Annotated in this window: 23 protein-coding genes, 1 tRNA gene and 1 other RNA gene; 5 read left to right on the forward strand and 20 right to left on the reverse strand. The window is 30.6% G+C overall.

What is annotated here, in order from left to right; translation table 11 throughout:
* From ACKI44_RS04655 to hdrC, 9 genes are all read right to left on the reverse strand, one after another.
* Window positions 1-84 (reverse strand) — tRNA-Ser (locus ACKI44_RS04655).
* 63 nt (window positions 85-147) lie between these two features.
* Window positions 148-461: signal recognition particle sRNA (ffs, locus tag ACKI44_RS04660), an RNA gene on the reverse strand.
* A 300-nt stretch (window positions 462-761) separates the two neighbouring features.
* Window positions 762-1,154: a CBS domain-containing protein gene (locus tag ACKI44_RS04665; protein WP_407422018.1), complete on the reverse strand. Its 393-nt coding sequence runs from the start codon at window positions 1,152-1,154 to the stop codon at window positions 762-764.
* Window positions 1,117-2,043 (reverse strand): 2-phosphoglycerate kinase, encoded by a 927-nt coding sequence (locus tag ACKI44_RS04670; protein WP_407422020.1) that lies wholly within the window; start codon window positions 2,041-2,043, stop codon window positions 1,117-1,119. The genes ACKI44_RS04665 and ACKI44_RS04670 overlap by 38 nt, the downstream gene beginning before the upstream one ends.
* Before the next feature lie 96 nt (window positions 2,044-2,139).
* Window positions 2,140-2,829: a metallophosphoesterase gene (locus ACKI44_RS04675; RefSeq protein WP_407422022.1), complete on the reverse strand. Its 690-nt coding sequence runs from the start codon at window positions 2,827-2,829 to the stop codon at window positions 2,140-2,142.
* A gap of 16 nt (window positions 2,830-2,845) precedes the next feature.
* Window positions 2,846-3,373, reverse strand: a complete 528-nt coding sequence (locus tag ACKI44_RS04680) for a DUF2096 domain-containing protein (protein WP_407422024.1) — start codon at window positions 3,371-3,373, stop codon at window positions 2,846-2,848.
* Complete coding sequence (locus ACKI44_RS04685) at window positions 3,370-3,636, reverse strand: DUF749 domain-containing protein (protein ID WP_303736746.1); 267 nt, start codon at window positions 3,634-3,636, stop codon at window positions 3,370-3,372. Before ACKI44_RS04685 ends, ACKI44_RS04680 begins: the two co-directional genes overlap by 4 nt.
* Window positions 3,637-3,833: 197 nt before the next feature.
* On the reverse strand, window positions 3,834-4,730 hold the full coding sequence (gene hdrB, locus ACKI44_RS04690) for a CoB--CoM heterodisulfide reductase subunit B (protein ID WP_407422026.1): 897 nt from the start codon (window positions 4,728-4,730) through the stop codon (window positions 3,834-3,836).
* Between the two features lie 21 nt (window positions 4,731-4,751).
* Entirely contained in the window at window positions 4,752-5,762 is a 1,011-nt protein-coding gene (hdrC, locus tag ACKI44_RS04695) for a CoB--CoM heterodisulfide reductase subunit C (RefSeq protein WP_407422028.1), read from the reverse strand.
* A 209-nt stretch (window positions 5,763-5,971) separates the two neighbouring features.
* On the opposite strand from hdrC, the gene ACKI44_RS04700 reads away from it, so the two are divergent.
* Window positions 5,972-6,715, forward strand: coding sequence for an archaeosine tRNA-ribosyltransferase (locus ACKI44_RS04700; protein ID WP_407422030.1), 744 nt, complete (start codon window positions 5,972-5,974; stop codon window positions 6,713-6,715).
* On the opposite strand, the gene ACKI44_RS04705 is transcribed toward ACKI44_RS04700, so the two are convergent.
* The 7 genes from ACKI44_RS04705 to ACKI44_RS04735 all read right to left on the reverse strand — a co-directional run bounded on the left by ACKI44_RS04705 (window position 6,707) and on the right by ACKI44_RS04735 (window position 14,888).
* A complete protein-coding gene (locus ACKI44_RS04705) occupies window positions 6,707-7,132 on the reverse strand; it encodes a hypothetical protein (RefSeq protein WP_407422032.1) in 426 nt (141 codons plus the stop codon). The two genes, ACKI44_RS04700 and ACKI44_RS04705, sit on opposite strands and share 9 nt — an antisense overlap.
* Window positions 7,133-8,062: a hypothetical protein gene (locus ACKI44_RS04710; protein WP_407422034.1), complete on the reverse strand. Its 930-nt coding sequence runs from the start codon at window positions 8,060-8,062 to the stop codon at window positions 7,133-7,135.
* A 395-nt stretch (window positions 8,063-8,457) separates the two neighbouring features.
* A complete protein-coding gene (locus ACKI44_RS04715; RefSeq protein WP_407422036.1) occupies window positions 8,458-8,628 on the reverse strand; it encodes a hypothetical protein in 171 nt (56 codons plus the stop codon).
* 117 nt (window positions 8,629-8,745) lie between these two features.
* Complete coding sequence (locus ACKI44_RS04720) at window positions 8,746-10,881, reverse strand: GH3 auxin-responsive promoter family protein (RefSeq protein WP_407422038.1); 2,136 nt, start codon at window positions 10,879-10,881, stop codon at window positions 8,746-8,748.
* A 15-nt stretch (window positions 10,882-10,896) separates the two neighbouring features.
* Window positions 10,897-11,193 carry an STAS domain-containing protein gene (locus ACKI44_RS04725; protein WP_407422040.1) on the reverse strand — a complete coding sequence of 99 codons (297 nt, stop codon included), beginning with the start codon at window positions 11,191-11,193 and terminating at the stop codon, window positions 10,897-10,899.
* A gap of 11 nt (window positions 11,194-11,204) precedes the next feature.
* Window positions 11,205-12,959: an MATE family efflux transporter gene (locus tag ACKI44_RS04730; RefSeq protein WP_407422042.1), complete on the reverse strand. Its 1,755-nt coding sequence runs from the start codon at window positions 12,957-12,959 to the stop codon at window positions 11,205-11,207.
* 63 nt (window positions 12,960-13,022) lie between these two features.
* The gene (locus ACKI44_RS04735) at window positions 13,023-14,888 is read right to left on the reverse strand and encodes a histidine kinase dimerization/phosphoacceptor domain -containing protein (RefSeq protein WP_407422044.1); all 1,866 of its coding nucleotides are present in this window, start codon (window positions 14,886-14,888) and stop codon (window positions 13,023-13,025) included.
* 103 nt (window positions 14,889-14,991) lie between these two features.
* On the opposite strand from ACKI44_RS04735, the gene ACKI44_RS04740 reads away from it, so the two are divergent.
* The gene (locus ACKI44_RS04740) at window positions 14,992-16,920 is read left to right on the forward strand and encodes a PP2C family protein-serine/threonine phosphatase (RefSeq protein ID WP_407422046.1); all 1,929 of its coding nucleotides are present in this window, start codon (window positions 14,992-14,994) and stop codon (window positions 16,918-16,920) included.
* Complete coding sequence (locus ACKI44_RS04745) at window positions 16,917-18,779, forward strand: PP2C family protein-serine/threonine phosphatase (protein ID WP_407422048.1); 1,863 nt, start codon at window positions 16,917-16,919, stop codon at window positions 18,777-18,779. The genes ACKI44_RS04740 and ACKI44_RS04745 overlap by 4 nt, the downstream gene beginning before the upstream one ends.
* A 576-nt stretch (window positions 18,780-19,355) precedes the next feature.
* On the opposite strand, the gene dph5 is transcribed toward ACKI44_RS04745, so the two are convergent.
* A complete protein-coding gene (gene dph5, locus ACKI44_RS04750) occupies window positions 19,356-20,147 on the reverse strand; it encodes a diphthine synthase (RefSeq protein ID WP_407422050.1) in 792 nt (263 codons plus the stop codon).
* 38 nt (window positions 20,148-20,185) lie between these two features.
* Here dph5 and ACKI44_RS04755 point away from each other — a divergent pair, with 38 nt between their 5' ends.
* Window positions 20,186-21,187 carry a class I SAM-dependent methyltransferase gene (locus ACKI44_RS04755; RefSeq protein ID WP_407422052.1) on the forward strand — a complete coding sequence of 334 codons (1,002 nt, stop codon included), beginning with the start codon at window positions 20,186-20,188 and terminating at the stop codon, window positions 21,185-21,187.
* Here ACKI44_RS04755 and mtnA read toward each other — a convergent pair.
* The 3 genes from mtnA to ACKI44_RS04770 all read right to left on the reverse strand — a co-directional run bounded on the left by mtnA (window position 21,180) and on the right by ACKI44_RS04770 (window position 23,774).
* Complete coding sequence (mtnA, locus tag ACKI44_RS04760) at window positions 21,180-22,109, reverse strand: S-methyl-5-thioribose-1-phosphate isomerase (RefSeq protein ID WP_407422054.1); 930 nt, start codon at window positions 22,107-22,109, stop codon at window positions 21,180-21,182. The two genes, ACKI44_RS04755 and mtnA, sit on opposite strands and share 8 nt — an antisense overlap.
* Window positions 22,110-22,197: 88 nt before the next feature.
* A complete protein-coding gene (locus ACKI44_RS04765) occupies window positions 22,198-22,995 on the reverse strand; it encodes a hypothetical protein (protein WP_407422056.1) in 798 nt (265 codons plus the stop codon).
* Window positions 22,995-23,774, reverse strand: coding sequence for a hypothetical protein (locus ACKI44_RS04770; RefSeq protein WP_407422058.1), 780 nt, complete (start codon window positions 23,772-23,774; stop codon window positions 22,995-22,997). Before ACKI44_RS04770 ends, ACKI44_RS04765 begins: the two co-directional genes overlap by 1 nt.
* 103 nt (window positions 23,775-23,877) lie before the next feature.
* Between ACKI44_RS04770 and ACKI44_RS04775 the strand changes: the two genes are divergently transcribed.
* The gene (locus ACKI44_RS04775; protein ID WP_407422060.1) at window positions 23,878-24,591 is read left to right on the forward strand and encodes a PD-(D/E)XK nuclease family protein; all 714 of its coding nucleotides are present in this window, start codon (window positions 23,878-23,880) and stop codon (window positions 24,589-24,591) included.
* The last annotated feature ends 10 nt before the right edge of the window (window positions 24,592-24,601 follow it).

Raw genomic sequence — 24,601 nt, forward strand, 5'->3', positions numbered from 1 at the left:
CGCCGGGACCGGGATTTGAACCCGGGTGGTCATATGACCATCGGATTAGCAGTCCGACGCCGTACCAGGCTGGGCCATCCCGACATAAAGAAAACAAGATATATCATTATATTGTTAAAAGTTATTTATAAAGTTATTCATTTTATATAAATGGCATGTTCAAAAGTGGACTAATCTCAAAAATATAAGTGATCTGAAAACCCAACTCCACCCCGGGATACTACAAGCATCAATTGTTAATAGTAGAGCTGCTCCCTTCCGGGCCTGACACGTTCCTATATTAAAGATAGTTCTTCTTTACCCTCCAGTAAAGACTCCATCACCATTAATCCTGTAGGACGAAGTTTCTATGTTGTTTTTCCAGGCTTACACTTCCTTAAAAAGCCGCCTCTTGAACTTCGACTGCACCAAAGGGGGTGTGTGCTTACAGAGGACCCCTAACCCTCCAGTCTAGCCACTATTATTTTATATCATTAATATTATATAAATGTTAACAATTTCAAGAAAAAAAATTATTCGAGTAACTAAGTTAAACTCCTTAAAAATATAAATTGAAGCATGAACTATATTGAAAAATTAAAAAAAATGAATTCGATGAAACAAAGATAGAAAAAATTTAAAAATTTAATGAAAACTAAAGAATGAAAACATTGGATTAAAATGAAAAAATAGCATCAAATCCATTACTGGAAAAAAATAATTATTACAGTAACTCAAAAATAATACTTTAAATTTAAAAAAAATAAATTGATAGAGGTAGTTTAAAATACCTCTTGAATAATATCTCCGTCAGAAACAATACCTACCAATTTTCCATCTTCAACAATAGGTAACTGATTTAAGATTCCAGAACCAGGATTAGAATCTTTCATGACTTTAATAGCAGTTTCTATTGTGTCATCAGGAGATATTGTAACAACGTCTTTAATCATAATTTCTTCAACTTTTGTTCCTAATTCATATTTATCCAATATTAAATTATGACCAACATCAGTTGCAGTAATAATACCGATTAACTTATCCCCATCTACAACTGGAAGAGAACTGATTTTAAACTCCATTAATTTTTCAAATGCATATACAACATCAATTTCCGGAGTGGTTGTAATAACATCACTAGTCATTATTTCGGACACCTTTTTGGTTATCATCATTCTCACCTCCAAACTTTTCAATAATATCATTAACCATTAAATCTATCGTATTTCTAAAATCTGCATTATTTATAACATGAACATTATGTATATTCGCCTGGTCTACTAAGAAATTTTGTGTTTTTCTGATAGTTCCAAAATTCTCCATATAATGTTCAAGAGACCTTTTTACCCAAGGCTGTCTACAACGGGTGTAAAATCTTTGTTTATGGGTTTCTTCATCATCAACCGTCAGTGTAAACATTATAACATTTCCTTTTTCGAGCAAATCTTCACGAATAAAACCCGGAACTATATGAACTCCTTCTATAATAGTACTGATTCCTTCCTTTATAGACCTTTCAATAATAGCTTCAACACCAACATTAACAACATCAACATGACTGATAAAACCTTCAATTACTGCATCTACACGAATTGCAGGAGTTCTTATGCTTTCATATGCATCGAAACTTGATTTATGAATAACCGGATTTAACTCTTTGGAAACGATTTTACGCATTACCTCACGAATCATGTCCGTACCGATAATGTTCTTTAAACCTAAACGGTTTGCAAGTTCAAAAGCCATGGAAGATGTTCCGACACCTGAAGCACCGCCAATCAATATGATTAAGGGTTCATCTGATTTTCTAACACTTCTCCACCTAATATATTTGCTGGAAATACTCGGGTCAATTTTGTTTAAATATCTTGAAATATAATTAGCCAAATCATTGACAGTTATTTCAGTGATATCATCATCAATAAGTTTTTCTTCGATTTCATTTGCAATTTCATGTGCTTCATCCAAACCTAAATTTGAAACTCTTAGTGAACGAGCCAAAACCCCTTTTGAAAAGGGTTCTTTATAAGCATTGCCATCTACATTTCCAACAACCCAAATCATAATATCACAAAAAATTATTCGCTAAAAAAATATTTTAAAATAATAATAAATAAAATTTGTTATTTAATTTTTACAAAAAAAGAGAAAAAAGGAATATTATTCATCTAATTGAATAATACTAATATCATAAGTTGAACCGTCAGTAATGTCGATTAAAACTGCACCGTTATCCTTCAACATACCAGGATTTGCAACGTCAGTAGTTATACCAATTTTACTGATGGATTTTGCTTCATGAATGTGGCCGCAAATGTTTATTTCAGGTTCAAATTCATGTATTGATTTTAAAATTCCTGAACTGCCCACATGGTCTCCGCCTGAGGTTAAGTCAGCATCGGTATTGAATGGTGGCGCATGAGTTACAAGAATCCTAACTTTAGGAACATCCTTATTGTAAACGTAATCATAATTAGCCATTAATTCAAAGACATCCCCGTAGATTTTAAGGTCATCAATTTCTCCAGGAGTATCAAATGGGGTTGGATTGGATCCACCATATCCGAATAAAATAGCATCACCATAACCGATAATTTCATTGTGTAAACAGAATGCACCGGATTCACCGATTGCTTTGCAAATTCCTGTAGGGTCACAGTTACCCGGAATTGCAATTACATCGCAGTCATAATCAAATATTTTACCTATGAATTCTCCAACGAATTCCAAAGGCCCGAAATTAGTAATATCACCAAGTATTATAACTAAATCAATATCATTATTATCTAAATATTTATATAAATTTTCATTTTCTTCGCCATGAATATCACTAATAGCTAAAATTTTCATTTTATCCCTCCTCAATTTATTCTTCTAAAAAGAAAGAACCCATTTCTTTTAAACCATTTTGTAAATCCGGTTTATCACCGTGCAATGATACAGTAACATCATCATCAAATTCTATGATAAGTCCACACCATTCAGCGATTTCCTGAACTCTTTCTTCTGCCAAAGGAACTTTTAAATTTATCCTTCCGGTAGTCAATCCCGGAGGAGCATTAACTAAAAATTTGGAACGGGAATCTGGAAATTCAAAGATTTCTTCACCCATCATAGCTTTTTTAAATAAATCAAGCCAAAAATCGACGTATTCTTCTCCTTCTTGTTCCGCAATTGTTAACATTGTTCCTTGAACATTACTTAAAGACATTTCTGCTTTTGCCAAACCATTAATTAAATCTGGATGGGAAGGATCTCTTTTATATGAACTGATAGATGATCTAATTAGTCCCATCTCAGGGTTAATTCCATTAGGAATATCATATCCTTTTTTAGTTAAATCTGAGATTAGATTGAAAAGAACTAACCAATTCTGTTCAGCAGGTAAACTCATAAGTGTCCACCTATAATTTTTAAAGTAGTATGGTTGATTTTAGCATCAGCTTCTTTCAATTCTTTTTCGATTTCTCTAGTATTTTTATATGAATCCAAGAATAAAACATGATGAGTTGAGGTTCCAGCAATATTTAAAATAGCTATTTCATCATCTGCTTTGAGTTCTCTTTTATCAATAGTCGCTTTGAATTGAACATAAGGTTCATATTCATCTGGAAGGTCTTCATATTTAAATATACCATCTAAGGTTGCTACAAACATATTCATTACCTCTTTATCTATATAACATTTAAATTTTTTAAATTTATAATATATAAAATTAATTAAAAATTATTCGTATTCAATCAAACAAAAATAATTTTTAAAAAAAAATTGTTACAGTCGAGTAACAATAAAATCCGAAATGTGTTTTCAATGCCTAAAAATAAAAAAAAGAATAAGGAAATTAATCCTTAAACTTATTTAGCGTTTTCACCTAAAGCTTTAGCTAAAGCAGGGGCAGCATCAATTTTTTGTGCGTCTAAAGTTAATTCTTCAGCAGATAATCCCATAGCTAATCCGTATAATTGAGCTAAGTGGAATACAGGAATTGCGAAGTCAGTTCCGTATTTTTCATTAACTTCAGTTTGTCCTTGGTCAAATTGCATGTGACAGAAAGGACATACGTCAACAATAGCGTCTACACCAGCTTCAGACATGTGGTCGAGTTTTTCTTTAGTGTAACTTGCAGTAACATCTAAATCTCTAGCTCTTAAACCTCCACCTGCACCACAGCACATCATTTTGTCTTTGTAGTCAATGGATTTAGCACCGGTGAGTTCTACGAGGTCATCTAAGATAGATGGGTTTTCAGCTTGATCTTCGATACCGATTTCTTCAGTAGGTTTTAAGAAGTGGCATCCGTAGTGAACTGCAACGTTTAAATCTAAAGGTTTTTCGATGAGGGATGAAATTTTTTCGTATCCTACGTCGTCTCTTAAGATTTGTGCTAAGTGTTTAACGTTTGTAGTTCCTTTGAATTCTTTTCCGATTTCAGCTAAGTTTGCGTTAATTTTAGCTCTTTTATCTTCGTCTTCTTTTAACATGTGGTTAGCTTCAAATAATGAACCAAAACATCCGTTACATTCGGTCATGATGTCAGCACCCATATCTTCTGCAAGAGTTAAGTTACGTGCAGCAATGGTAGCCCAGGTTTCTTCATCAAAAGATCCGAATACACCAGGAGCAGGACAACAGGAAGCTCCATCCATATCTTTTAATTCAATATCTAATGCGTCAAATAATATACGGGTTGCTTTTTCAATACCAGGATAACGGTTAGGCATGATACAACCTAAGAAATATGCGATTTCCATACTAAAACTCTCCTAATTAAATTATTCTTTTAATCCGCCGGTTGCTTCATCGTAACCGATTAATTCATCGAATGCGGTAATTTTACATAATTTTTTAACTTCTTCTAATGCACCAGCATCTGCGTGAGTGGTTGCAGGTACTTCGGAAAGACCAATTTTGGTTCTTAATGCTTTTGCAGCATCGTTAATTGGTACAGCGTGACCTGTGTTAATTACAAATACACCAGTCATTTTGTGTGGTTTTGCCATGTATCCAGCGTGAGCAGCAACATTACGTGCTTTTTTAATAATTTCCACAATTTTTACGCTTCTAGGACATCTTTCTTGGCAAGTGTAACAGGTAGTACACATCCATAATGCGTCATCAGTGATTACTTCTTCTTTTAATCCGAGTAAACATTTTCTGACAATTTGTCTTACTTTATAAGGAGTTCTTCTTCCTGAAGGACATCCTCCACCACAAGTACCACATTGGAAACAATGTTTAACAGTTTCAATTCCAGCATCAATAAACTCAGCAGTAAATTCTGGGTCACGATTTGCGTCTGTTAATAATTCTTTATCAGTCAATAAAGTCATATTATCTCTCTTTTTATCTTCTTTTTCTTCTTCATCGTCATCAACTTTCTCAGCTGACTCGACTTCATCATCAGTGTTAACATCTTCCTCTTCTGAAGAAGTACTTTCTTCAACATCTAAAGATTCTTCTGCAGAAACTTCTTCTGCTTCATCAGGGATTTCTTCATTATTAGAAGGTTCATCTTCTTCTATTATAGGAAGAGTTTCTTCAACACGTTCTTCCTTTGTAATGGTTACTTCTTTTTTGAATTTCAATTCTATAGAGTCAGTACTTTTTTCATCTTTTTTAAGAACATCAGAAATTGGTACTGATGTTTTAGTACCAGAAACTATAGTATCATTCAAATCAGAAGATCCATCAGCGACATCTTTAGAAATTTTTTCTTCGATGTCTTTTTCTATCATTTCCTTTTCTTCTTTGAATAAGGATTTAAGACGATTTATAATAGACATTGAAAACACACCTCGGATTTTCATAGGAATATTTCCTCGAATCCTTAATTATAATTTTTCTAAAAATCATATATAAAGCTTACTAAATTTTTGAAAGGTGTAATCAAAAAGGTTACACTTAATTATTTTTTTAGGATACCCTAAATTTTTAAAAATTAATAAACAATAATATACAAAATAGATTAACAATAGAAAAAAGGAAGAATTAAATGATAAAAAAATTCGAAATTAAATCCCATGATGGGCCAGGAAGAATCGGAAAATTAGATGGTGAAAAGACCCCAAGATTATTTTATAAAGGTGATTTAAAAATTGCTCCATCACAAGGTTCTGCATATAATATAGATAAAGAAATAGCCAGATTTAACTTAAAAGAAACACTTAAACTTGCTTTAGAAAATGTCGATGAATGTGATGCCGCAGTTATTCAGGGATCCAAATACCTCGATTTAAGAATCGAATGCTTAAAGCAGCTTGAAGAAATGGGCTATAATATATTTATAATTGCAAATGGTGATGAACTTTTAACCAACCCCCGAGAACTAGTTGATATCGTTGTTAATTTAAGAAAAAATGCTCACCCATCAAGCATGTTAATCTTTACCTTTGCAGAAAGTTCATTCATGCCAATATTAACCTATATGGGAATTGACGGATTTTTAACAGACGCAAGCAATTATTATAGTCATTTGAATGTACTCCAAACACCAACCAAGGCCTATGACTTAAACATATATAAAATATATGATGAGATTTCACCAGAAGAACTGGAAAAAAAGAATGTTGAATGCCTGGAATTCGTTATCAGTGAAATTCAAACACATATGGACAACGGCTCTTTAAGAAATCTGGTTGAAGAGCGTTCAACAACATCTCCTCAAAACATTTCCACATTAAAAATATTGGATAAAAAATATATGGATTTCATTTTGGAATACAATCAGTTATTCTAATTTAAAAGAAGAAATCAACTCATCATATTCATTTATTGTTTTAGATGAAAAATCTGCCGTTCGCAGTTCAAAAATATAGATGTTTCCATCCTCTATGAATACATAGGTATGAATATCGAAAGTAATATCAGGAGTTTTGATGTTTGCGTGAAGTTTAATTGCATCCATTGAAGCGACTTGTGTAAACTCAGAATTTAAGATTACTCCACCATCATCGGCTATGCATTTTTCCATGAATTCTTTGTAGTTATCCAAATCAGTCTGTGTTGGAAATGCGACAACATTTAAAAGATTGTTTTCTCCTTTTGACAATGTAGCTATACAATCAGGGTTTGAAAAAGTATCTGCCTTTTCAACTTCCCAGGTATCCAAATACTCAAAACATATATTTCCTGATTGAAATAGTCTATTTTGCATTTATTCAGCCTCATCCGGGTTAGTATCCTCATCATCATCTTTTGATGAGTTGATATCAATAGTTTCTGGAGCCTCTTCTAAAGTGTCAATATATTTGGAAAATGGTTCTGGAAGTTTAGGCATGACCTCTTTTAATATTTCTCCTGCATCCAACTCCAATGCCTGGCCTGAAAGCAACTGCTCAACATCAAAGTCAAAGTCGAAAGGTTTAAGCAAATCATCAGTAGGTACTCTTAAATTAATCTTGTGTTTGTTAAGAATCATTTTAATGGTGCTTGTGTTTCTAATCTGCTCATTCATATCATCAATAGTACTATTTATATCATATGCTATAGCTTTATTCTTCTCATTTACCTCTTGTTTGGCTTTTGAGATGGACTTTTCAAGGCCTGAAACCAACTCAGCATTTCTTCTATTGATATTGTCTCTGGCTTCATCAATGACAACATTAATGGCATTCAAAATAGATTTGTTTAACTCAACATTATATGCAAGAATCATCTTGTTTTTATAATCCAGCTCTTTAAAAATAGCAACTCTTTCCTCATCAACGCTGACAAGTTTTTTGTTTAACTCATAAATTTCGTCTTTTGCCTTAATTAATTCTTCCTTATCTGACAATTGGTCTTTAAGGGAACCGACATCATCAAAAAATGAACCCTTTAAAGTATCCAGCTGTTCCTGCAATTCAACGATTTGGGCATCTTTTTCGGCTAAAACATCCTCATCCACTGTGGAATTGCCGAACATTAATTTTTCGTATTCCTCTTTAGGAATAACCTTTACCAAATCATTATCTTCAAAAGGGTCTTCTTTTTTAAGACTGACCTGTTTTTGTTTAGATTCCTTTTCAATAGAGTTACCGTCTTTATCTTTACTGGTGTATTTTTTAGTATACACCCGTACTGTTCTGAATTCTTCATTTTCCATTTCCAAACACCTACTTAATTATATCTAGATTCGTTTTAATTTAAATAGTTTATCTAAAAATGCTTTAAAAAAAATAATTATTGAGGAGATATATTCACTTCTCCTCATTTTCAATCCACAACATCATAGCTTCCTCAATAGCTTTTGAATACCATCCCGTAGTAAACAACAACTTAGAAGAGGCCAATTTACGAAAATACATATCCAAGTCATTATTGACATTAATGGTAACTCTTTTATTTTTTCTCATACATAATTATTAGTATGCTTCTAGTAAATAAATTATACAGTATTTTTTGAGCTTAATTTCACACTTTGATTAGAATAATGACTTCAAACGGTAAAATTAAGATTAATTAGAACCTTTTGATTATAATATTTACATCAAATAATAATTACCAATCATCATCAAAATCATCAAAATCGTCATCTTTGCCTGCTTTTTCAGCCTCTTCCCAGCTGTCATACCCTTCAATGTCCAGCTGGAATCCGCACCCTTCACACCATAGCTGATTAGCTCCGCAGACAGATCCGCATCGAGGACATGTAAATAATATTCTCGTCATGATTACACCACATCAAAACATTGGATAAAACAATATTAATTATTTAAAAGTATTTTTAGAAGAATTATACATATAAGAAAAAATCCTTTTAACCAAACAAATGAATTAATGGAGGAACTAAAATATCTTTTCAATAGTTAGACAATTATGATTATTTACGTATTTATAACTCATATTATCTGCATTTTTTCGAACTATCGTTAAACCCAATCCTCCAATTTCCCTTTGATCTGATTTAAGGGTTAAATCAGGAGCCTCCATATTTAATGGATTAAACTCTACTCCTTCATCTATAAAATTGATAATTATCCTTAAAGGATCTTCTAGAAGTCCATATTGTATTTTTATTTCACCATCTATTTCATATGCATAATTACAAATATTTACAAAGAGTTCCTCAATTATTAACTCCAATTGTAATTGAGATTTTGTTGTAATCCCTTTATCCTCGGTGAATTCTTCAATTTTTAATAAAAGTGTGTCTAAATTATCGATATTGGAATTTAAAATAATCTCTTCCATATCTAATCCCCCAGTCTGATTTAATTCATCCTCTATTAAAACATTAAAGAAACTTATATCCTGTTCATCAGTTAAGATTCTAGGAGGTTTAACCTGAGCAGGAGAATTTCCTTTAGCAACCATTAATTCTTTATAGAACAAATAAGTTTCCGGTTGCAAGAAATGAAGTTCTGTTTTTCCAATTATACTTTTTTCAATCTTATTACGTAAAACAGAATCTGTTGCACAGAAATTCTCATTCAATTTTTCCTGAATGCTTTCTTTTGTTACACCTTCAGGCAAATCCTCAACTTCCATCAAATAAACGTATTTCATAGGCGATGAGTTAGAATCAGCATAAACTGAAAAATCTATTAAATCGAATCCAAAATCTTTTTCGGTTTTATATGCTGCCGCCCTTAGGTTTTCTTCGTTAACTTTCTCACCAGCCAGACATAAACATTGATCCAGCCTGTATAAAAATTCAATCATTGGAGTGTTATTATATCTTCCGATACAACGAACAACATCTTTCATCCTGTAACGATAAAATCCGGACAGATTAGTTGTGATAACCTCATATTCTTTTCCTTCTTCTAATTTATCCAGAGTTACTGTTTTACCGAAGTCACCCCCAGCATCCAAGGGTAAAAATTCATAAAACATGCTGTCAGGTATGAGAACAGCATCAAGATTGTTTAATTCTGTGAAAAGTGAAAATATACCTTCAGAGGCAGTTAATCCGATTAATGCAAAATTAAAGTCCGGACCTGTGAACTCTTTAATTTTCTTAAGATAATTCTTAAATCCTCCGGATCCACATCCTATAAGAAGCAACATTTTTGGCCAAATTTTTGGAACAATAGGTTCGTCAAAACCTTCTTCAAATATTTTTCTAAGTTCCTCTGCCCTTTCCGGCATCGGTTCGATTTTTCCAAGCAAACTTTCACGAACTTCACGGGGCATTTTTATGGATTCATCAATCGTGCCCTTTTCAATATCATTGACTAATAGTTTCCAATTACGTTTAATGTAACGTAGAGATTCTAAAAACAAACTGACAAAACTAGTTACTGTAAATGAAATATCCGGATTGATTAATGCGAAACGTACATGAATATAACGGATATTAGTTCCAACCTTAGGAATTAAAGTTTCAGTGGGTGATGTTGTGAACTCAGATATATTATCCCCGAAACCTTCCATCAATTTACCGGAAATAGAACCATAAGTATCTCCAGAAGGCAATTTGGATATAGAAAGTTCAGTTAAATTTAAAAATGGATATTTAATCCAGTCCAAACCAACCTTTTCAGCAAACAAATTAAATAGATAATAATAATTATATTTCAGATTGATTTCTTGATTAAGATCTGTAATAGGAATCCTTTTAGAGCTTCCCATTGTGCCGGAAGATTTTGCATAATGAATTACTTCATAGGAGGTTAATAAATTCTTTTCTCCATTTTCAGACATTCTATAAATGTAATTCTCATAACTATCATAGTCAGTTATAGGAACCTTACTTTGATAGTCTTCAATGCTTTTAATGTTTGCAAAATCATATTTTTGACCATACTCAGTATCTTTGTTATCATTTATAATTTTCATTAACAAAGAGGTATTATACTCCATAGGATTCTGTGTCATGACCTCTAATGATTTACGAACATTATTTCCCCGTGAAATACATTTTAAATAAAATTGTTCTGAAAAGGACAATTCAGAAATATCGATATCATCCAAATCCATAATTCAACCTCATAACTATTCAATAGTCAATATATCTACAAATCCGGTTGATTCAAATACCTCCATCACAATATCCTGAACATTAGTTAATTTCATAGATCCCTGTTTGTTCATTGTTTTTTGAGTAGATAGAATTATTCGAAGTCCTGCACTTGAAACATAAATTAATTCAGATAAATCAAAAGTTAACTCTTCAACACCATCTAAACTATTTTCAAGTGATTCTTTGAGTTTAGGAGCAGATTTTGTATCTAATCTACCCGTTAATTTAATGTATAATTTCTTTCCGTCTTTTTGTTTTTCTATATCCATAAATTCACCTGTTAATTTTTTGGGATAACAATCTTATTATTATTTAGTTTAACATTATAATTATAATTATGTTCTATATCCTTTGAAAAGTTTTTGATAATTTTAATCTCAAAATTTTCTTTTCTATTCTGAAAATCTTTTTCAATATCAAAAGGAATACCGTTATCTTGGAAATAAATAATAATCTCTTCAGTATTCTTATAAAGAATCCTAATATTTATATATTTATCTTTTTTAGATTTATATGCATGGTTAAAGATAGATGTACCCATTTCCTCAAGAATTAACTGTATTTTTAATATGGTATCATCATCCAAATCACTGTCACTCAAATTTTGATTAATATTTTCAACAACATCAAGCAACTCCTCTTCAGATTCGACATATGCCACATAGGTATCCTCACAAGGAAATAGATTCTCATCCATTATTACAAAATCACTTAAGGATTTAGGGAATTTTTTAGTTTTTAATTTAATTAAGAAAGGTAAACTAAGCAAAGTAACAATTTCACACAATACAAAGCTTATCCAAATTCCATCACTTCCCATTAGAAATGAAAATATGATTGCAAATGCTGATAAAAATAAGAAACTATGGGCAAAACTTATATAATTTGCTATTTTTAACTGCTGTGTTGCATTGTAAAAGTTTAATAAAATGAAACATAATCCCGAAAACGGCAGGGACCACGAAAATATTCTAAGACCTCTTACTGCAGCATCAAATACCTCAGGATTTTTTCCAAACATATAAACAAAATAAGGAGCGAAAATAAACAAAAATAAAGCAATTATGGAAATGATAACTAATGAAGATTTAATTGATATCTCCAATAATTGTTCCAATTGGGTTTTATCTTTTTCACCATAAAATAATCCTCCTAATGCCAGAGTAGTTGACCCAAATCCAACACCTACACTGCACAGCAATAAATAAACATTTGACTGTATAGAAAGAGCACCCAATAATATTAATCCACCAACCATCAACCCTACATTATTTGTAATTATAGTACGAAGCATATTATAAATTTGATTTAAAGCATTTGGAAGTCCTGATTTGATAATTTGAGACAATTCCATTTTAAATTCTAAATTTTTTTGGAATTTAAATGTGCTTCTTCTTGAAAGAAAATGAGTCAGTAAGAATAGTACAGTAATAATGGTACTTAATGCAGTTGCCAGTCCCACACCAAAAATATCTGTTTTAAATATCATTATAAATACTAAATTTAAAATCAGATTTGATAAAAATAATAATAACCCCGCATAAAGACCTAACAATGGATATCCATCGATTCTTGAATAATTTATAAAAATATATAGAAACATCAATGGTAAAATTACTAAAAACAATCCCTTCATCAATGATACTGTTGCATTAAGTGATTCACCAGAAGCTCCCAATATTTGCGCAACATCTGATGTAAAGATTAATAATAGAATAGTTAAAACTATTCCAACAATTGCTGCGACAATGCATACTACTGTGAAATTGTTATTTATTCTTTTTTTATCCGCCATATTATTGGACGCAACAATAGACCCTCCGTATGCGAATATGTAACCTATTGCCAAATTAGCATAAATGATAGGCAATGCCAAACAAAATGCTGCAAGACCAATTTCACCAAAAAAGTTACCAACAATTATTCCATTTAGAAGAACAACTAAAATAGTGCATACAACAGCAATTACGGCTCCGAAGATATATTCTTTAAAAAAGGAATTTAACAATTTATTATCACTGCTTAATAAATTCATATTTTTACCAACTTAAAAAATATTAAACATTATTTTTAAATAAATTTAATATTTTGATTTTGATTAGTTTATTGTATGTTCAATTTCAATAGGGAAAACTAATTTATATGTAATTTCATTTTTCTCTTTAACTGAACTGAGAGTAGCATCTAACTGCTTTGCTAAGCTTTTAACTATTTCACATCCAATGCTATCATTAGCATTGATTGTATCACTAAGTATCATACCGCTTTCTTCAATTGTCAAAACAGCAGTATCATCATCTAATTTTACAACTTTTTTAGTTATCTTTTTGTTTAGTGTTGTTTCATCAGGAATTGAATTTCTTATAGCAATCATTGTTAATTCATCAATGATTAAGAGTAATGGAGTTATGACTTCAATTGATAAGTTTATATTCTCATCCACATCTGTTTTAAATTCAATTCCCATTGGTGAATTAATTAGTTTTTTTGTGTTAATATCTTGATCTCTTAGACATTCATTTAAATTAATATTTTTAAAATCTGTAGAATTGTATGTTTTTTCATGGAGCAATGCAAGGGATGTTAAACGTGTTTGCATATGGTCAATAATTAAATTAGGGTTATTTTTATAAGCCCTTTTTTCAAGATTTAAAAAACTATTAATAATTTGCAGATTATTCTTTACTCTGTGGTGCAATTCCTTAATTAATACTAGCTGACGTTCATTAGATTCAATCAATTGTTCTTTTTTCTGCATCTCTTCAGTAACGTCAGTTAAAAATCCAAGACTATGCACATTATTATTATATTCAAATCTTTCAATATACATATTAACAATCTTTACATTCTGAGGGTTTCCATCAACCTTATATGTCAGTGTTTCATCAACCTTAGTTATGTCACCATCAGCCAGTTTTTTAATTAGTTCAACAACTTCTTTCTCGGCAATATTATTTAAAATTTCACGGGAATGAATATATTCCCCAGGATCCTTTTCAATCAAATTATAAAACCCTTTGGAGAAACTATATAGTTTTTTATTCAAAGGTTCGATTAACCAAGCTAACTTCATGCTGCTTTTAGAACCATCCAATAAAAAATCGATAGGCTTACTACTTTCATTATGTTTCTGTGTAAGGACATTAATCCAACCTTGACGAATAAAGACTCCGTTATCATCAAAATAAGAATAAGCAGTAACTTCAATAAGTTTTAAAATACCTTTTTCATCTACAATCCTAATAACTTCATCGGATTGTGAAGTTTCTTTGTCTGAAATATTCAAAATCTTATCAACTTTATATTTATCCTCAGGAATCGCCAAATCTAAAACAATATTGTGGTGCTCATCAGATTCTTCACTATGACGATTGATGATATTATATATTCCTTGAGACCAAGTATATTTTCCATCTATTATATAATAACTTCCCGTTTGGGAAAGATTTTCCATTATGCTATTTTGGGTTTCATCCAAAGTTTTATCGACCATGCCTTCAGGTTTACTTGCTGTTCTGTCATCATTTTCGACTATTATAAATACTTTTTCCATGTAAAATACTATTTTTGCAGTACTTTTCTTCATGAATTCATTTTCATCATAATATACAAATCTCACTTTTTTTGTAATGTGGTTTGTATAAACCTCAAATAAATAATCGTGTAAAATATCAAAAAATAATGGTGAAATCTTACTTAATAGTCTTCCTTTTGCATCTTCTTGTGGCCTATTGTATGTCTTAAGAATATAACCACTTAAACTCTGGATAATGAAATCTTTTCCATCATCATGTGGAATCAATATATGGATCTCATCAGAAATATTCTTTATGAATTCCTGAATTGGATCGTCTTCAATGTCAAATTCTTGTGGTGTTGGATTATAAAAATCCATTACAGTAGCATTAAAAATTCGAATTTCATAAACATCTTCTAAATTCAGATATTCCTTTTCAATATTCATCCAAATCCGCCTTCCAATTTCATAACTTCAATATCTTGTAACTTTTTCTATGAAATAATATATAACTATCTATATATATAATGATTTATTAAAAATATTATTAATGGTTGCCACTAGAGTTAGAAAATTATTTAATAATAAATTGTTTATTTTCATTTTCACATTTGTTGTGGAATTGCTATTCAATTATCTTTTTGAAGTTCAACATATTGGTGGCTATTACATATATGCAGATATTGCTCTTGGTCCAATATTTGGTTTAATGTTTGGTCCAGCAGGTGCTTTAGGTTTTGCATTTGGAACATTGGCCGGAGAAGTAGTTGAAGGAATAGGTCTACCTGCTCCTTTAATCGATTTTACAATCACATTTTTTATTTCAATATTGACATATAGATTATGGTATACTACATTCAATAAAAAAGAAATAGATACTCCTAGATTTAATTCAACTTATAATATTATTAAATTTTTATCTATTACAATACTAATTTCAATCGTATACTTTTCATTTTTAGTCCTGTCTTTTGGACTTTTCCATAATTTAAATTATTCATATTCTATTTCAGATGTAGACTTTAATGTGCCTTACATGTTAAATATTATCACATTTACCATAATATTTGGATTATTACTGATTAGTTCTTTTAATATCCTAAAGATACCTTTACAAACCCCAAAAAAGAAGATTACAAAAATTAATATTAATCAAAATTATCTTTTAGCCTTGCTTTTAATATGTGTAGGTTATTTCCTGTTTAAGGAATTTATTATGAATATTAAGTCGGTGCGGTTTTTTTTCTACGCTGTTATGATAGTTACTTCAATACTGTTATATCTTAATACTTTCGATGTAACGGTTAAACCAAAAAAGCACAATTATTCAATTATTGAAGCAATGATAGTGATTTTCCTAATTATTATAACTTTGACGATAGTATTAAACTTTAACTATTTCAATATGTTAATTTTATCATATGTTCCTAAAATAGATCCATCATATCAGTTTTTAATCATTCTTTCATTCACAAGTATATTTATATTGGTGGTTTCATTAATTTATATCCGATTCGTTGAAAAAACAATAACTAATCCACTTTATGATATGATAAATACTGCAGATAATTACTTTAAAACTAAAAATAAAGTTGAATCAGTCCATAAATTAAAGAAATACATAACAAATGATGATAGTATTGGATTGTTAGTTAACTCTTTTGTAACATTATATGATAAAATTAGAAGCAATTTAAATCAGCTTCAAATAACAACTTCTGAAAAAGAAAAATTTGAAACAGAATTTGATGTGGCAAGCAATATTCAATCAAATATGCTGCCAAAAAATTTTGATGAAATATCAGAAAATGAATCCTTTGAAATCTATGGCTATATGAAACCTGCAAAAGAAGTTGGAGGAGACTTTTATGATTATTTCAAAATCGATGAAGACAATTTATATTTTGTCATCGGCGATGTTAGTGGTAAAGGAATTCCCTCAACATTATTCATGGTTAAAACCATGTATTTAATTAAGGATCATGCGAAATTCAATGAGGATTTATCACAAGTGATTGAAAAAGTAAATAATTTAGCTTATGAAAGAAATGACAAAGAATTATTTGTAACAATCTGGCTTGGAAAATTAAACTTAAAAACTGGAAAATTATCCTATGTAAATGCTGGGCACAATCAACCATTGATTAAACATGATTCCGATGATTTTGAATATTTAAAAACCCGTGCAAATCTGGTCATTGGTGGAATTGAAGGAATTCAATATAACGAACATGAAATTAATTTAAATGCCGGAGATATGATATTTTTATATACTGACGGGGTTACTGAAGCAAATGATAATTATAACGAATTTTATGGTAAAAATCGTTTAAAAGAAACAATCAATAAAAATAAAACTAAAAAATTAAACGATATACTAAATGAAGTTACCAAAGACATTGATAAATTTTCCAATACCCTCGAACAATTCGACGATACAACAATGTTAATCATAAAATATAACGGGTGGGTAGAATGATTACTAAAGAACTTTTCAAATCACCAAAATTTATCGTATTATTCTCCATGGCAATGAATATAATACTTATTTTAATTGGATACCTCTGGTTTGATAATAATTATATTCATTTAGAATTATCCGCTTTACTTTTATTAAGTTTATTATTAGGTCCCTATGCTATATTAGGATTTGCCATAGTTGAAGTTCTATATTGGATTTTAGTCTTAGACATGAGTAATGCAGTACTAATCATACTAAGTTTATCATCCATAGTTGTTTTGGGGATAATGCCTTGGAAATTATGGTACCTAATAAAGCCTAAGAGCGGTTTTGAATTGCCTAATATGAACAGTTTTTACAACTTTGCTAAAATAATAATTATTGTATTATTTATGATTTTGCAAACATACATATTCTCTCATCTGATATTTAATCAATCTTTCCACTTAAGCCTTGAAACTTTTTATATGATTTTTATATTAGGATTAATCCTGCTATTGTTAGGTATGGGACTATTTGGAAGATTAAATATTGCAGTATATACACCAAAAGAAATCAAAAGATTCATGCCGGATAGATTATATGATATCTTTTTAGTAATTGCAATAATTCTTTCCCTAGTCACATTAAATAATCCAGATAATCTTTGTTTGTTTTTTATTTTAATATTCTATGCAATATTTTTAATTAAACCTCTTGATAAAGATAGTTTAAAAATAAAAAATACTCAAAAAATTACAATATTCTATAAGACATTTATTCCAATATTCATTATTTTAATAATGATTCCTACATTTCTGTTATTCTCATTAACAGAACTTGGAATATATGAACATGGAATGACCTCTGAATTCTTAAATTATTTGATTCTTTTATCAAGTTTCTTTTTAGCAATTCTAATACCATTAACTATTTACATGTACTTTTTGGAAAAAGAAGTTATAAACCCAATAAACCAATTATCCGCATACCTGTATGAAGAAATAGAGGATGATGTTGATTTAGATAATTTAGTTAATAATTTAAATTGCATTACCGTAAATAATGAAATAAGATCATTATCCGAATCCATGCTTAATATGGAAAAAGAATTTGTAGATTACCGTGCAAATTTACTGGATGTAACTAAAGAAAAAGAAAAATATGAAACAGAACTTAAATTAGCTCATGAAATCCAAAATGCAATGATTCCGACAGATTTTGAAGAATTCAACGAGAATAATAATTTAAGCCTTTGGGGCTTTATGAAAGCTACACATACTGTTGGTGGGGACTTTTATGATTATTTCAAAATCGATGAGGAACATGTCGGATTTGTAATAGGTGACGTTAGCGGAAAAGGGGTGTCAACCACATTAATCCTAATAAAAGCTATGACATTAATTAGAGATTATGCTACATATTATTCAGATTTATCCGATGTATTATATGAAGTTAATAACGAACTTTGTAAAGATAACGTTAAAGAATTGTTTGTTGGTTGTTTGCTTGGAAAACTTAATACAAAAACTGGAGAATTAAGTTATGTTAATGCAGGTCACAGAAAACCACTAATTAGAAAAAATGGTGGCGATTTTGAATTTTTAAATGAAAAACCTGGATTACTTTTAGCAGGGATGGAAAATATGCACTATAAAAAGCATACAATTCATTTAAAACCTAATGATACATTATTCTTATATACAGATGGAGTTACATATGCAAACACTGGAAATGATAGATTCTATGGAGAAAGAAATCTACAGAAAATATTAAATCAAAATAAGGATAATGAACTAAGCACTATCATAAAATCCGTTGAAGATGATATCAACAAGTTCTGTAACAATAAAGAATTGCCTGACGATATAGGAATGCTCATTATCAAAATGAACTAGTTATTTTTTTGTTTAATATATTTTAGATTGACGAAAAAAATATGAAAAGATTTATATATTAATAAAACATAAGTATTATACGATATGAAAAAAAATTCATGTCTACAATGAACATCAGTCAACCATTTTATAATCTCCAAATTAGTTCATTGCACAAAAAACACGAAGTAGATCATAAATTTCTACTTCACCCCCTCCCCTAAATATTAAACATCACGAAATCCATTACTAAATTTAATAAATAATTATTATAATCATTCAAATTAAAAAACTAAAAAGTTTCCTAATTTTAAATTATAAAAAATATATTAAATAGCATTAATTTAATAAATAATCTGAATTCAGTTGACAATGCAAAGAAATAATATTTTAACCAAAAGATAATCCAATATAATACAGTTTAGGACCGAATTTTTAAAAACATTTATATACTATAAAAACATAATAATAAACGATGTGAAGAAAACTTCATTTCAAAATAAATGTTGATAATTTATTATAATCTCCAAAAAATTATTTCAACTACGTAGAAAGTAGGTCAACACACCTACTTTCGCAACCCCCCTTGTTTTTAAATTAAACATCATCCAATATCTTTGAATCTGCACCGGCAATCTCTACAAGGTATTCGGCTTCAACGATATGTAGGTCAGCAGGGATAACGATGCAGTGAAGCGGCTCACCAAAATCATAGTCAATTAAATCAGAAATTTCACCTGCTTTAACAACAACGTCCTTTGAACCGACACGGGCAATGCCTATGGCCAGAGTGTCTTCGGTTATCAATCCATCATAATCAATTGAATCCTTAATATTCATCAGGTATTCCAAACCCTGATTGACAGTCATGTAACGGTCTTTATGAGCCTGAATATCAAGCAGAACAAGAGTATGCATGTTTGATTTTAAATTTTCTTCAATTGCAACATAGGGAGATTTAGGATAAAAATTATAATCCGGAAATGGGATGGTGGTTACCTTACCAAATTTATAGCCCTGAAGTCCTGAAATGGCAGGTGCTGAAGATAAAATTGAAGATCCGTGAATAACTTCATATTCAATTCCTTTTTTAGCGCATTGAACTAAAAAGTCACTATGTGTAGTTGCAATTAACGGGTCTCCGCCGGTGATTAAAGCAACATCGGCATCTTTAGCCTCATCGATGAATTTATGTTCCTCTTCAACTTCTCCTCGGACCAAGACCTCAATTTCTTTACCTATCAGCTCTTCAATTTTATCAAAACTTGAGCCGAATAAACGGGAAGTGAAAAATTCAGCATAAATCTTATCAACATTTTTAAGACATTCCAAACCTTTAAGGGAAATGTCCTTTTCATCAAATAATCCTAAACCTACTAAATAAAACATGATATACTATATATGAAATAAAACATAAAAAAGTTATTATGAAATCAGTCAAGGTTCCATTAAAAAAGCTTAATGATGTTAGAATAGAACTAATGAAAAAAAAATTAATGAGAATGGATTATAGAATTAAAGCTGAAGCCGATTATGGTTATATTCCAGTAAAAGATGATGTTGAGGGATACGAAATAGTCGATATTGAATTAGAAGAGCTGAATACCCATCCGCACAATTTCTCAGAATTGCTTGAAGGCGAACTTACAGATGAAGAAATTGAGGATTTAAAGACATCATTTGATACAATCGGAGACATCATTATATTAGAAATTCCGGATAATCTGGAGTCTAAGAAAAACATTATCGGAAAGGCAACCCTTGACTTTACTAAAAGAAAAGCAATTTACATGAAAAAAAGTGCCGTTCACGGAACAATAAGAATCAGGGATTTGGAACTGATTGCAGGTAAAGATGATCCGGTAACCATCCATAAGGAACATGGCGCCAGATTAAAGTTGAATGTGAAGGAAGTCTACTTTTCACCGAGACTTGCAACCGAAAGAAAACGTGTAAGTGACAGTGTTTCTGACGGTGAAAATATTTTAGACATGTTCTGTGGAATTGGACCTTTTCCTATTGTAATAGCTAGAAACAATGATGTTAATATCACGGGTGTAGACATTAACGAAAATGCAATCAAATATTTTGAGGAAAACATCAGACTGAACAAACTTAAAAATGTGGATGCAATATGTGGAGATGTGGGTGAAGTTTCAAAATCATTTAAAACAAAATTCGATAGAATAATTATGAACCTTCCAGGTCTTGCCTATGATTTCCTTGATGTTGCAATGCATTTAATTGAAGATGGTGGAACAATTAATTATTATGAATTCTCTGATGGATATGAACAGGGAAAAAAAAGATTAGTTGAAGCCGCTTCAAAAGAAAATAAAAATGTGGAAATAATCAATACTCGAAAAGTTAAATCCACATCCCCTGGAGAATGGCATGTAGCCATTGATGCTAAAATTACATCTAAATAGGATCAATTATACCTTTTTCAGTAATAATTCCTGTAATAAACTCACTAGGAGTAATGTCAAAAGCAGGATTTATTACTTCGGTACCTTCAGGACAAATTCTGGCCCCACCATAATATCTGACTTCATCACCATCACGCTCTTCAATAACAGTATCAAAGATGGATGCATCAAAATCAAAAGTAGACAATGGAGCGGCCACATAAAATGGAACATCATGCTGTTTAGCAGCCATTGCAACCATGAATGAACCTATTTTATTTACAACACCACCTTTGGCAATCCTGTCAGCACCGATGACAACCTTGTCAATTTTGCCCTGTGACATTAAAAAACCTGAAGCAACATCGGGGATTAATTTAACCGGAATTTTTTCCTGCTGCATTTCCCAAACGCTTAAACTGGCTCCCTGACCTCTAGGCCTTGTTTCATCACAGATTACATTAATGTTTTTTCCCGCATCACGGGCTGCTCTAAAGACTCCAAGGGCAGTTCCATAATCAACACATGCCAATGCACCAGCATTACAGTGCGTTAAAACAGTATCTCCATCATCAATTACTTCAGATCCGTATTTACCGATGGCCATATTGGTATCGATATCTTCCTGATACATCTTTAATGCTTCTTCCAACGGATTGTCACTATTCAAGACCCTGTCCACTGCCCAAAACAGGTTAATTGCAGTCGGTCTTGCAGCTTTTATTTCGTCTGCAGCTTTTTCCAAATCTTCATCTGCCAAATAGGCAAGTGCCATACCGAATGCTGCTGCAACTCCAATAGCCGGAGCTCCACGAACAATCATGTCCTTAATTGCCACAATGACTTCTTGGTAATTTTCACAATAAACGTAAGTTAATTCATCAGGTAATTTTGTTTGGTCTATTAATTTTAATTTGTTATCTTCCCATTCTATAGTTCTCATAAAATAGAATTTATTTAAAAAATTATATAAAATTTAGCAAAGGATTTTTAAAAATATTTAAAAAGAAAATAGTTTCAATTAACCATAATCATTCCTCATTTTTCTTAGCTTTGATTAAATCTTCCATTTCATCAAATTTGTGGTCAACACGGCTTCGTATAATTGAAACGGCTAAAGTAGCAGTACCAACAGCAGATAAAAGAAATCCACCCCATGCCAAGACCAATGAATCAAGTTTTCCGACAATTGAATTTCCTGAAGCATCAAAACTGTTACTTGTAAATGCATTTGAAACCATTACCATTGAATCCAAAGGAGAAACTCCTTCAACCAGAATAGTAAATAAGAAACTGACCAATACGATTGCAAATAAAAGCAATATAGTTATTCCCAAACCATAATTTTGAGTGAAGTTGACAAATTTGCGGTAGTAAACCTGAATAAAGTATAGATATGCGAATATATGGAAAATATCCAAGAAAACAATCATACCCTCCCCAAATGTCAATCTTGCAATAGATGCAAATGGAATTAATAAAAACAACATAACTTTCCCTTTTAAAGAGTCCGTACTCGTTTTAAAAGCAAGATATATTGAAATTAGAATATCAAGAACAGAGATGAAAATTACACCATCATCCCATCCGAAAAATAAATATAAAACAATCACGATAAAGACACATACCATCACTAGGTAAAAGATTTGTTTTAATGAATATATCTTTTCAATAGGGAAATACTCCAAAAGATTATAAAATCTTGAATTTTTAAGACTTGAAGATGATTTAATCTTATTTACAATAAATTTGCTAACATATACTAAAACGGCAAAAATTCCAACTGCAATTAATAATTGAATAATTAACAACAAGACCCAATTATCCATTATTCATCATCCCCTTCAATCAATCTTTCCAATTCCTCAAATCTTTTATTGAAATGCTTTGTCAAAATAGCTGCAGTTAGCGTTGCAGCACCTACTCCTGAAATGACATATCCTCCCCAAACCAGCAATAGACTGTTGAGTTTGCCCGGAATTGAATTACCGAAAACAGCAAATCCATTACCTGTAAATTCGTTAGAAACCATTACAAGCGAATCCAATGCATTTACATTTTCTGCATATTGAGTTATAAAAAAACTAACGAAAATTATTACAAAGAGCAGCACTATGGATAAACCCAAAGCATTTGACCGAGTATATTCCATAAATTTGTCGAAATTTAATTTTGCAAAGTAAATAAAGATTAAAACATGTATTAGATCTAAAATAAATGCTAAAACATTAACATTGAATAAGGAGTAGAATAATGCTCCATATGGAACCAATAACAGCCATAAAATCTTATTTTTTGTGGAACTCATATCCAACGTGATTGCAAAATACAGCGAAAGTGCAAGATCAAATATTACAAAATAAATTAAATTCATTTCAAAACTTGTGAGAGAATAAAAAATATTTACAATACACAATGCCATCATAATTAAATAAAAAGCCTGTCTTAAAGAATGAACTTCATCTTCAGGAAGTAATTCAGTGATATTAACAGTCTTTCCGAACTTATTTTTTAATTTTTTATATATGAACCCACTCAAAAGGGTTAAAATTAAAAAAGTAACAATTACGACAGCCAATTGAAATAATGTATTGTTCAATATATCCACAATGTCCACCTATATCATGTTTTTATAGTTAATCATTATTAACATTTTAGGAATTGGATAATAATAGAATTATTTAATAGGCAAATTATTCAAATAATAATCTATGCGATTATCAAAATCAAAGATTAACAGCTATCTTAAATGCCCCCGTGAATTCAAATACCGATATATTGATGAAATTGAAGTTCCACCTAACGAATATATGGCTCTTGGAAGTGACGTTCACCTAATAGCTGAAAATTATGCAAAGATTTACGGTGATAATCCTCAGGAAAATCCAAGATATTATCTTGATTTAATCGCTAGGGAATCCGATATTGATATTGAAGAGATAGACATTCATCTGGATAGCTTGGCATCTTTTTTTGAAGAGATATTTAATGAAAAGGACTATAAACTCTTCAGCCAGGAAGAATATTTGACTAATGAAACCCATAATTTTACTGGAATTACAGACATTATTCTTGAAAATCCAAATGGAGATTTAATCGTTATTGACTATAAAACAGGATCATCTTCCAATTTCAGCAGATACAGATTGGAATTGGGATATTACAAAATGCTTGTTGAAAATACCTATGATAAAGATGTTATTGGTGCAGGAATATTTTTTACCAAAAACAATAAATTAAGGCTTTTAAAATTTGAAGATGAAGACAATAAAAGAAAATATATGTGTCCTGATGAAATTGAAGAAGGCCTTGATACGTTATACGAAGTCAGAAAAAAAGTTAATGCAGGAAAATTTCCTAAAAATAGACAGTACGTCTGCAGATTCTGCACTTATGAAGAAATCTGCTACAAAGATGCAGATTAAAAAAAAGAAA

The organism is Methanobrevibacter sp. (genome assembly GCF_045646205.1).
Taxonomy (GTDB): Archaea; Methanobacteriota; Methanobacteria; order Methanobacteriales; family Methanobacteriaceae; genus Methanocatella.

What these genes read in the sequence shown, in the direction of transcription:
- ACKI44_RS04665 (WP_407422018.1), bottom strand. Translation starts at nt 1,154, where the DNA reads ATGATGATAACCAAAAAGGTGTCCGAAATAATGACTAGTGATGTTATT.
- ACKI44_RS04670 (WP_407422020.1), bottom strand. Translation starts at nt 2,043, where the DNA reads ATGATTTGGGTTGTTGGAAATGTAGATGGCAATGCTTATAAAGAACCC.
- ACKI44_RS04675 (WP_407422022.1), bottom strand. Translation starts at nt 2,829, where the DNA reads ATGAAAATTTTAGCTATTAGTGATATTCATGGCGAAGAAAATGAAAAT.
- ACKI44_RS04680 (WP_407422024.1), bottom strand. Translation starts at nt 3,373, where the DNA reads ATGAGTTTACCTGCTGAACAGAATTGGTTAGTTCTTTTCAATCTAATC.
- ACKI44_RS04685 (WP_303736746.1), bottom strand. Translation starts at nt 3,636, where the DNA reads ATGTTTGTAGCAACCTTAGATGGTATATTTAAATATGAAGACCTTCCA.
- hdrB (WP_407422026.1), bottom strand. Translation starts at nt 4,730, where the DNA reads ATGGAAATCGCATATTTCTTAGGTTGTATCATGCCTAACCGTTATCCT.
- hdrC (WP_407422028.1), bottom strand. Translation starts at nt 5,762, where the DNA reads ATGTCTATTATAAATCGTCTTAAATCCTTATTCAAAGAAGAAAAGGAA.
- ACKI44_RS04700 (WP_407422030.1), top strand. Translation starts at nt 5,972, where the DNA reads ATGATAAAAAAATTCGAAATTAAATCCCATGATGGGCCAGGAAGAATC.
- ACKI44_RS04705 (WP_407422032.1), bottom strand. Translation starts at nt 7,132, where the DNA reads ATGCAAAATAGACTATTTCAATCAGGAAATATATGTTTTGAGTATTTG.
- ACKI44_RS04710 (WP_407422034.1), bottom strand. Translation starts at nt 8,062, where the DNA reads ATGGAAAATGAAGAATTCAGAACAGTACGGGTGTATACTAAAAAATAC.
- ACKI44_RS04715 (WP_407422036.1), bottom strand. Translation starts at nt 8,628, where the DNA reads ATGACGAGAATATTATTTACATGTCCTCGATGCGGATCTGTCTGCGGA.
- ACKI44_RS04720 (WP_407422038.1), bottom strand. Translation starts at nt 10,881, where the DNA reads ATGGATTTGGATGATATCGATATTTCTGAATTGTCCTTTTCAGAACAA.
- ACKI44_RS04725 (WP_407422040.1), bottom strand. Translation starts at nt 11,193, where the DNA reads ATGGATATAGAAAAACAAAAAGACGGAAAGAAATTATACATTAAATTA.
- ACKI44_RS04730 (WP_407422042.1), bottom strand. Translation starts at nt 12,959, where the DNA reads ATGAATTTATTAAGCAGTGATAATAAATTGTTAAATTCCTTTTTTAAA.
- ACKI44_RS04735 (WP_407422044.1), bottom strand. Translation starts at nt 14,888, where the DNA reads ATGAATATTGAAAAGGAATATCTGAATTTAGAAGATGTTTATGAAATT.
- ACKI44_RS04740 (WP_407422046.1), top strand. Translation starts at nt 14,992, where the DNA reads ATGGTTGCCACTAGAGTTAGAAAATTATTTAATAATAAATTGTTTATT.
- ACKI44_RS04745 (WP_407422048.1), top strand. Translation starts at nt 16,917, where the DNA reads ATGATTACTAAAGAACTTTTCAAATCACCAAAATTTATCGTATTATTC.
- dph5 (WP_407422050.1), bottom strand. Translation starts at nt 20,147, where the DNA reads ATGTTTTATTTAGTAGGTTTAGGATTATTTGATGAAAAGGACATTTCC.
- ACKI44_RS04755 (WP_407422052.1), top strand. Translation starts at nt 20,186, where the DNA reads ATGAAATCAGTCAAGGTTCCATTAAAAAAGCTTAATGATGTTAGAATA.
- mtnA (WP_407422054.1), bottom strand. Translation starts at nt 22,109, where the DNA reads ATGAGAACTATAGAATGGGAAGATAACAAATTAAAATTAATAGACCAA.
- ACKI44_RS04765 (WP_407422056.1), bottom strand. Translation starts at nt 22,995, where the DNA reads ATGGATAATTGGGTCTTGTTGTTAATTATTCAATTATTAATTGCAGTT.
- ACKI44_RS04775 (WP_407422060.1), top strand. Translation starts at nt 23,878, where the DNA reads ATGCGATTATCAAAATCAAAGATTAACAGCTATCTTAAATGCCCCCGT.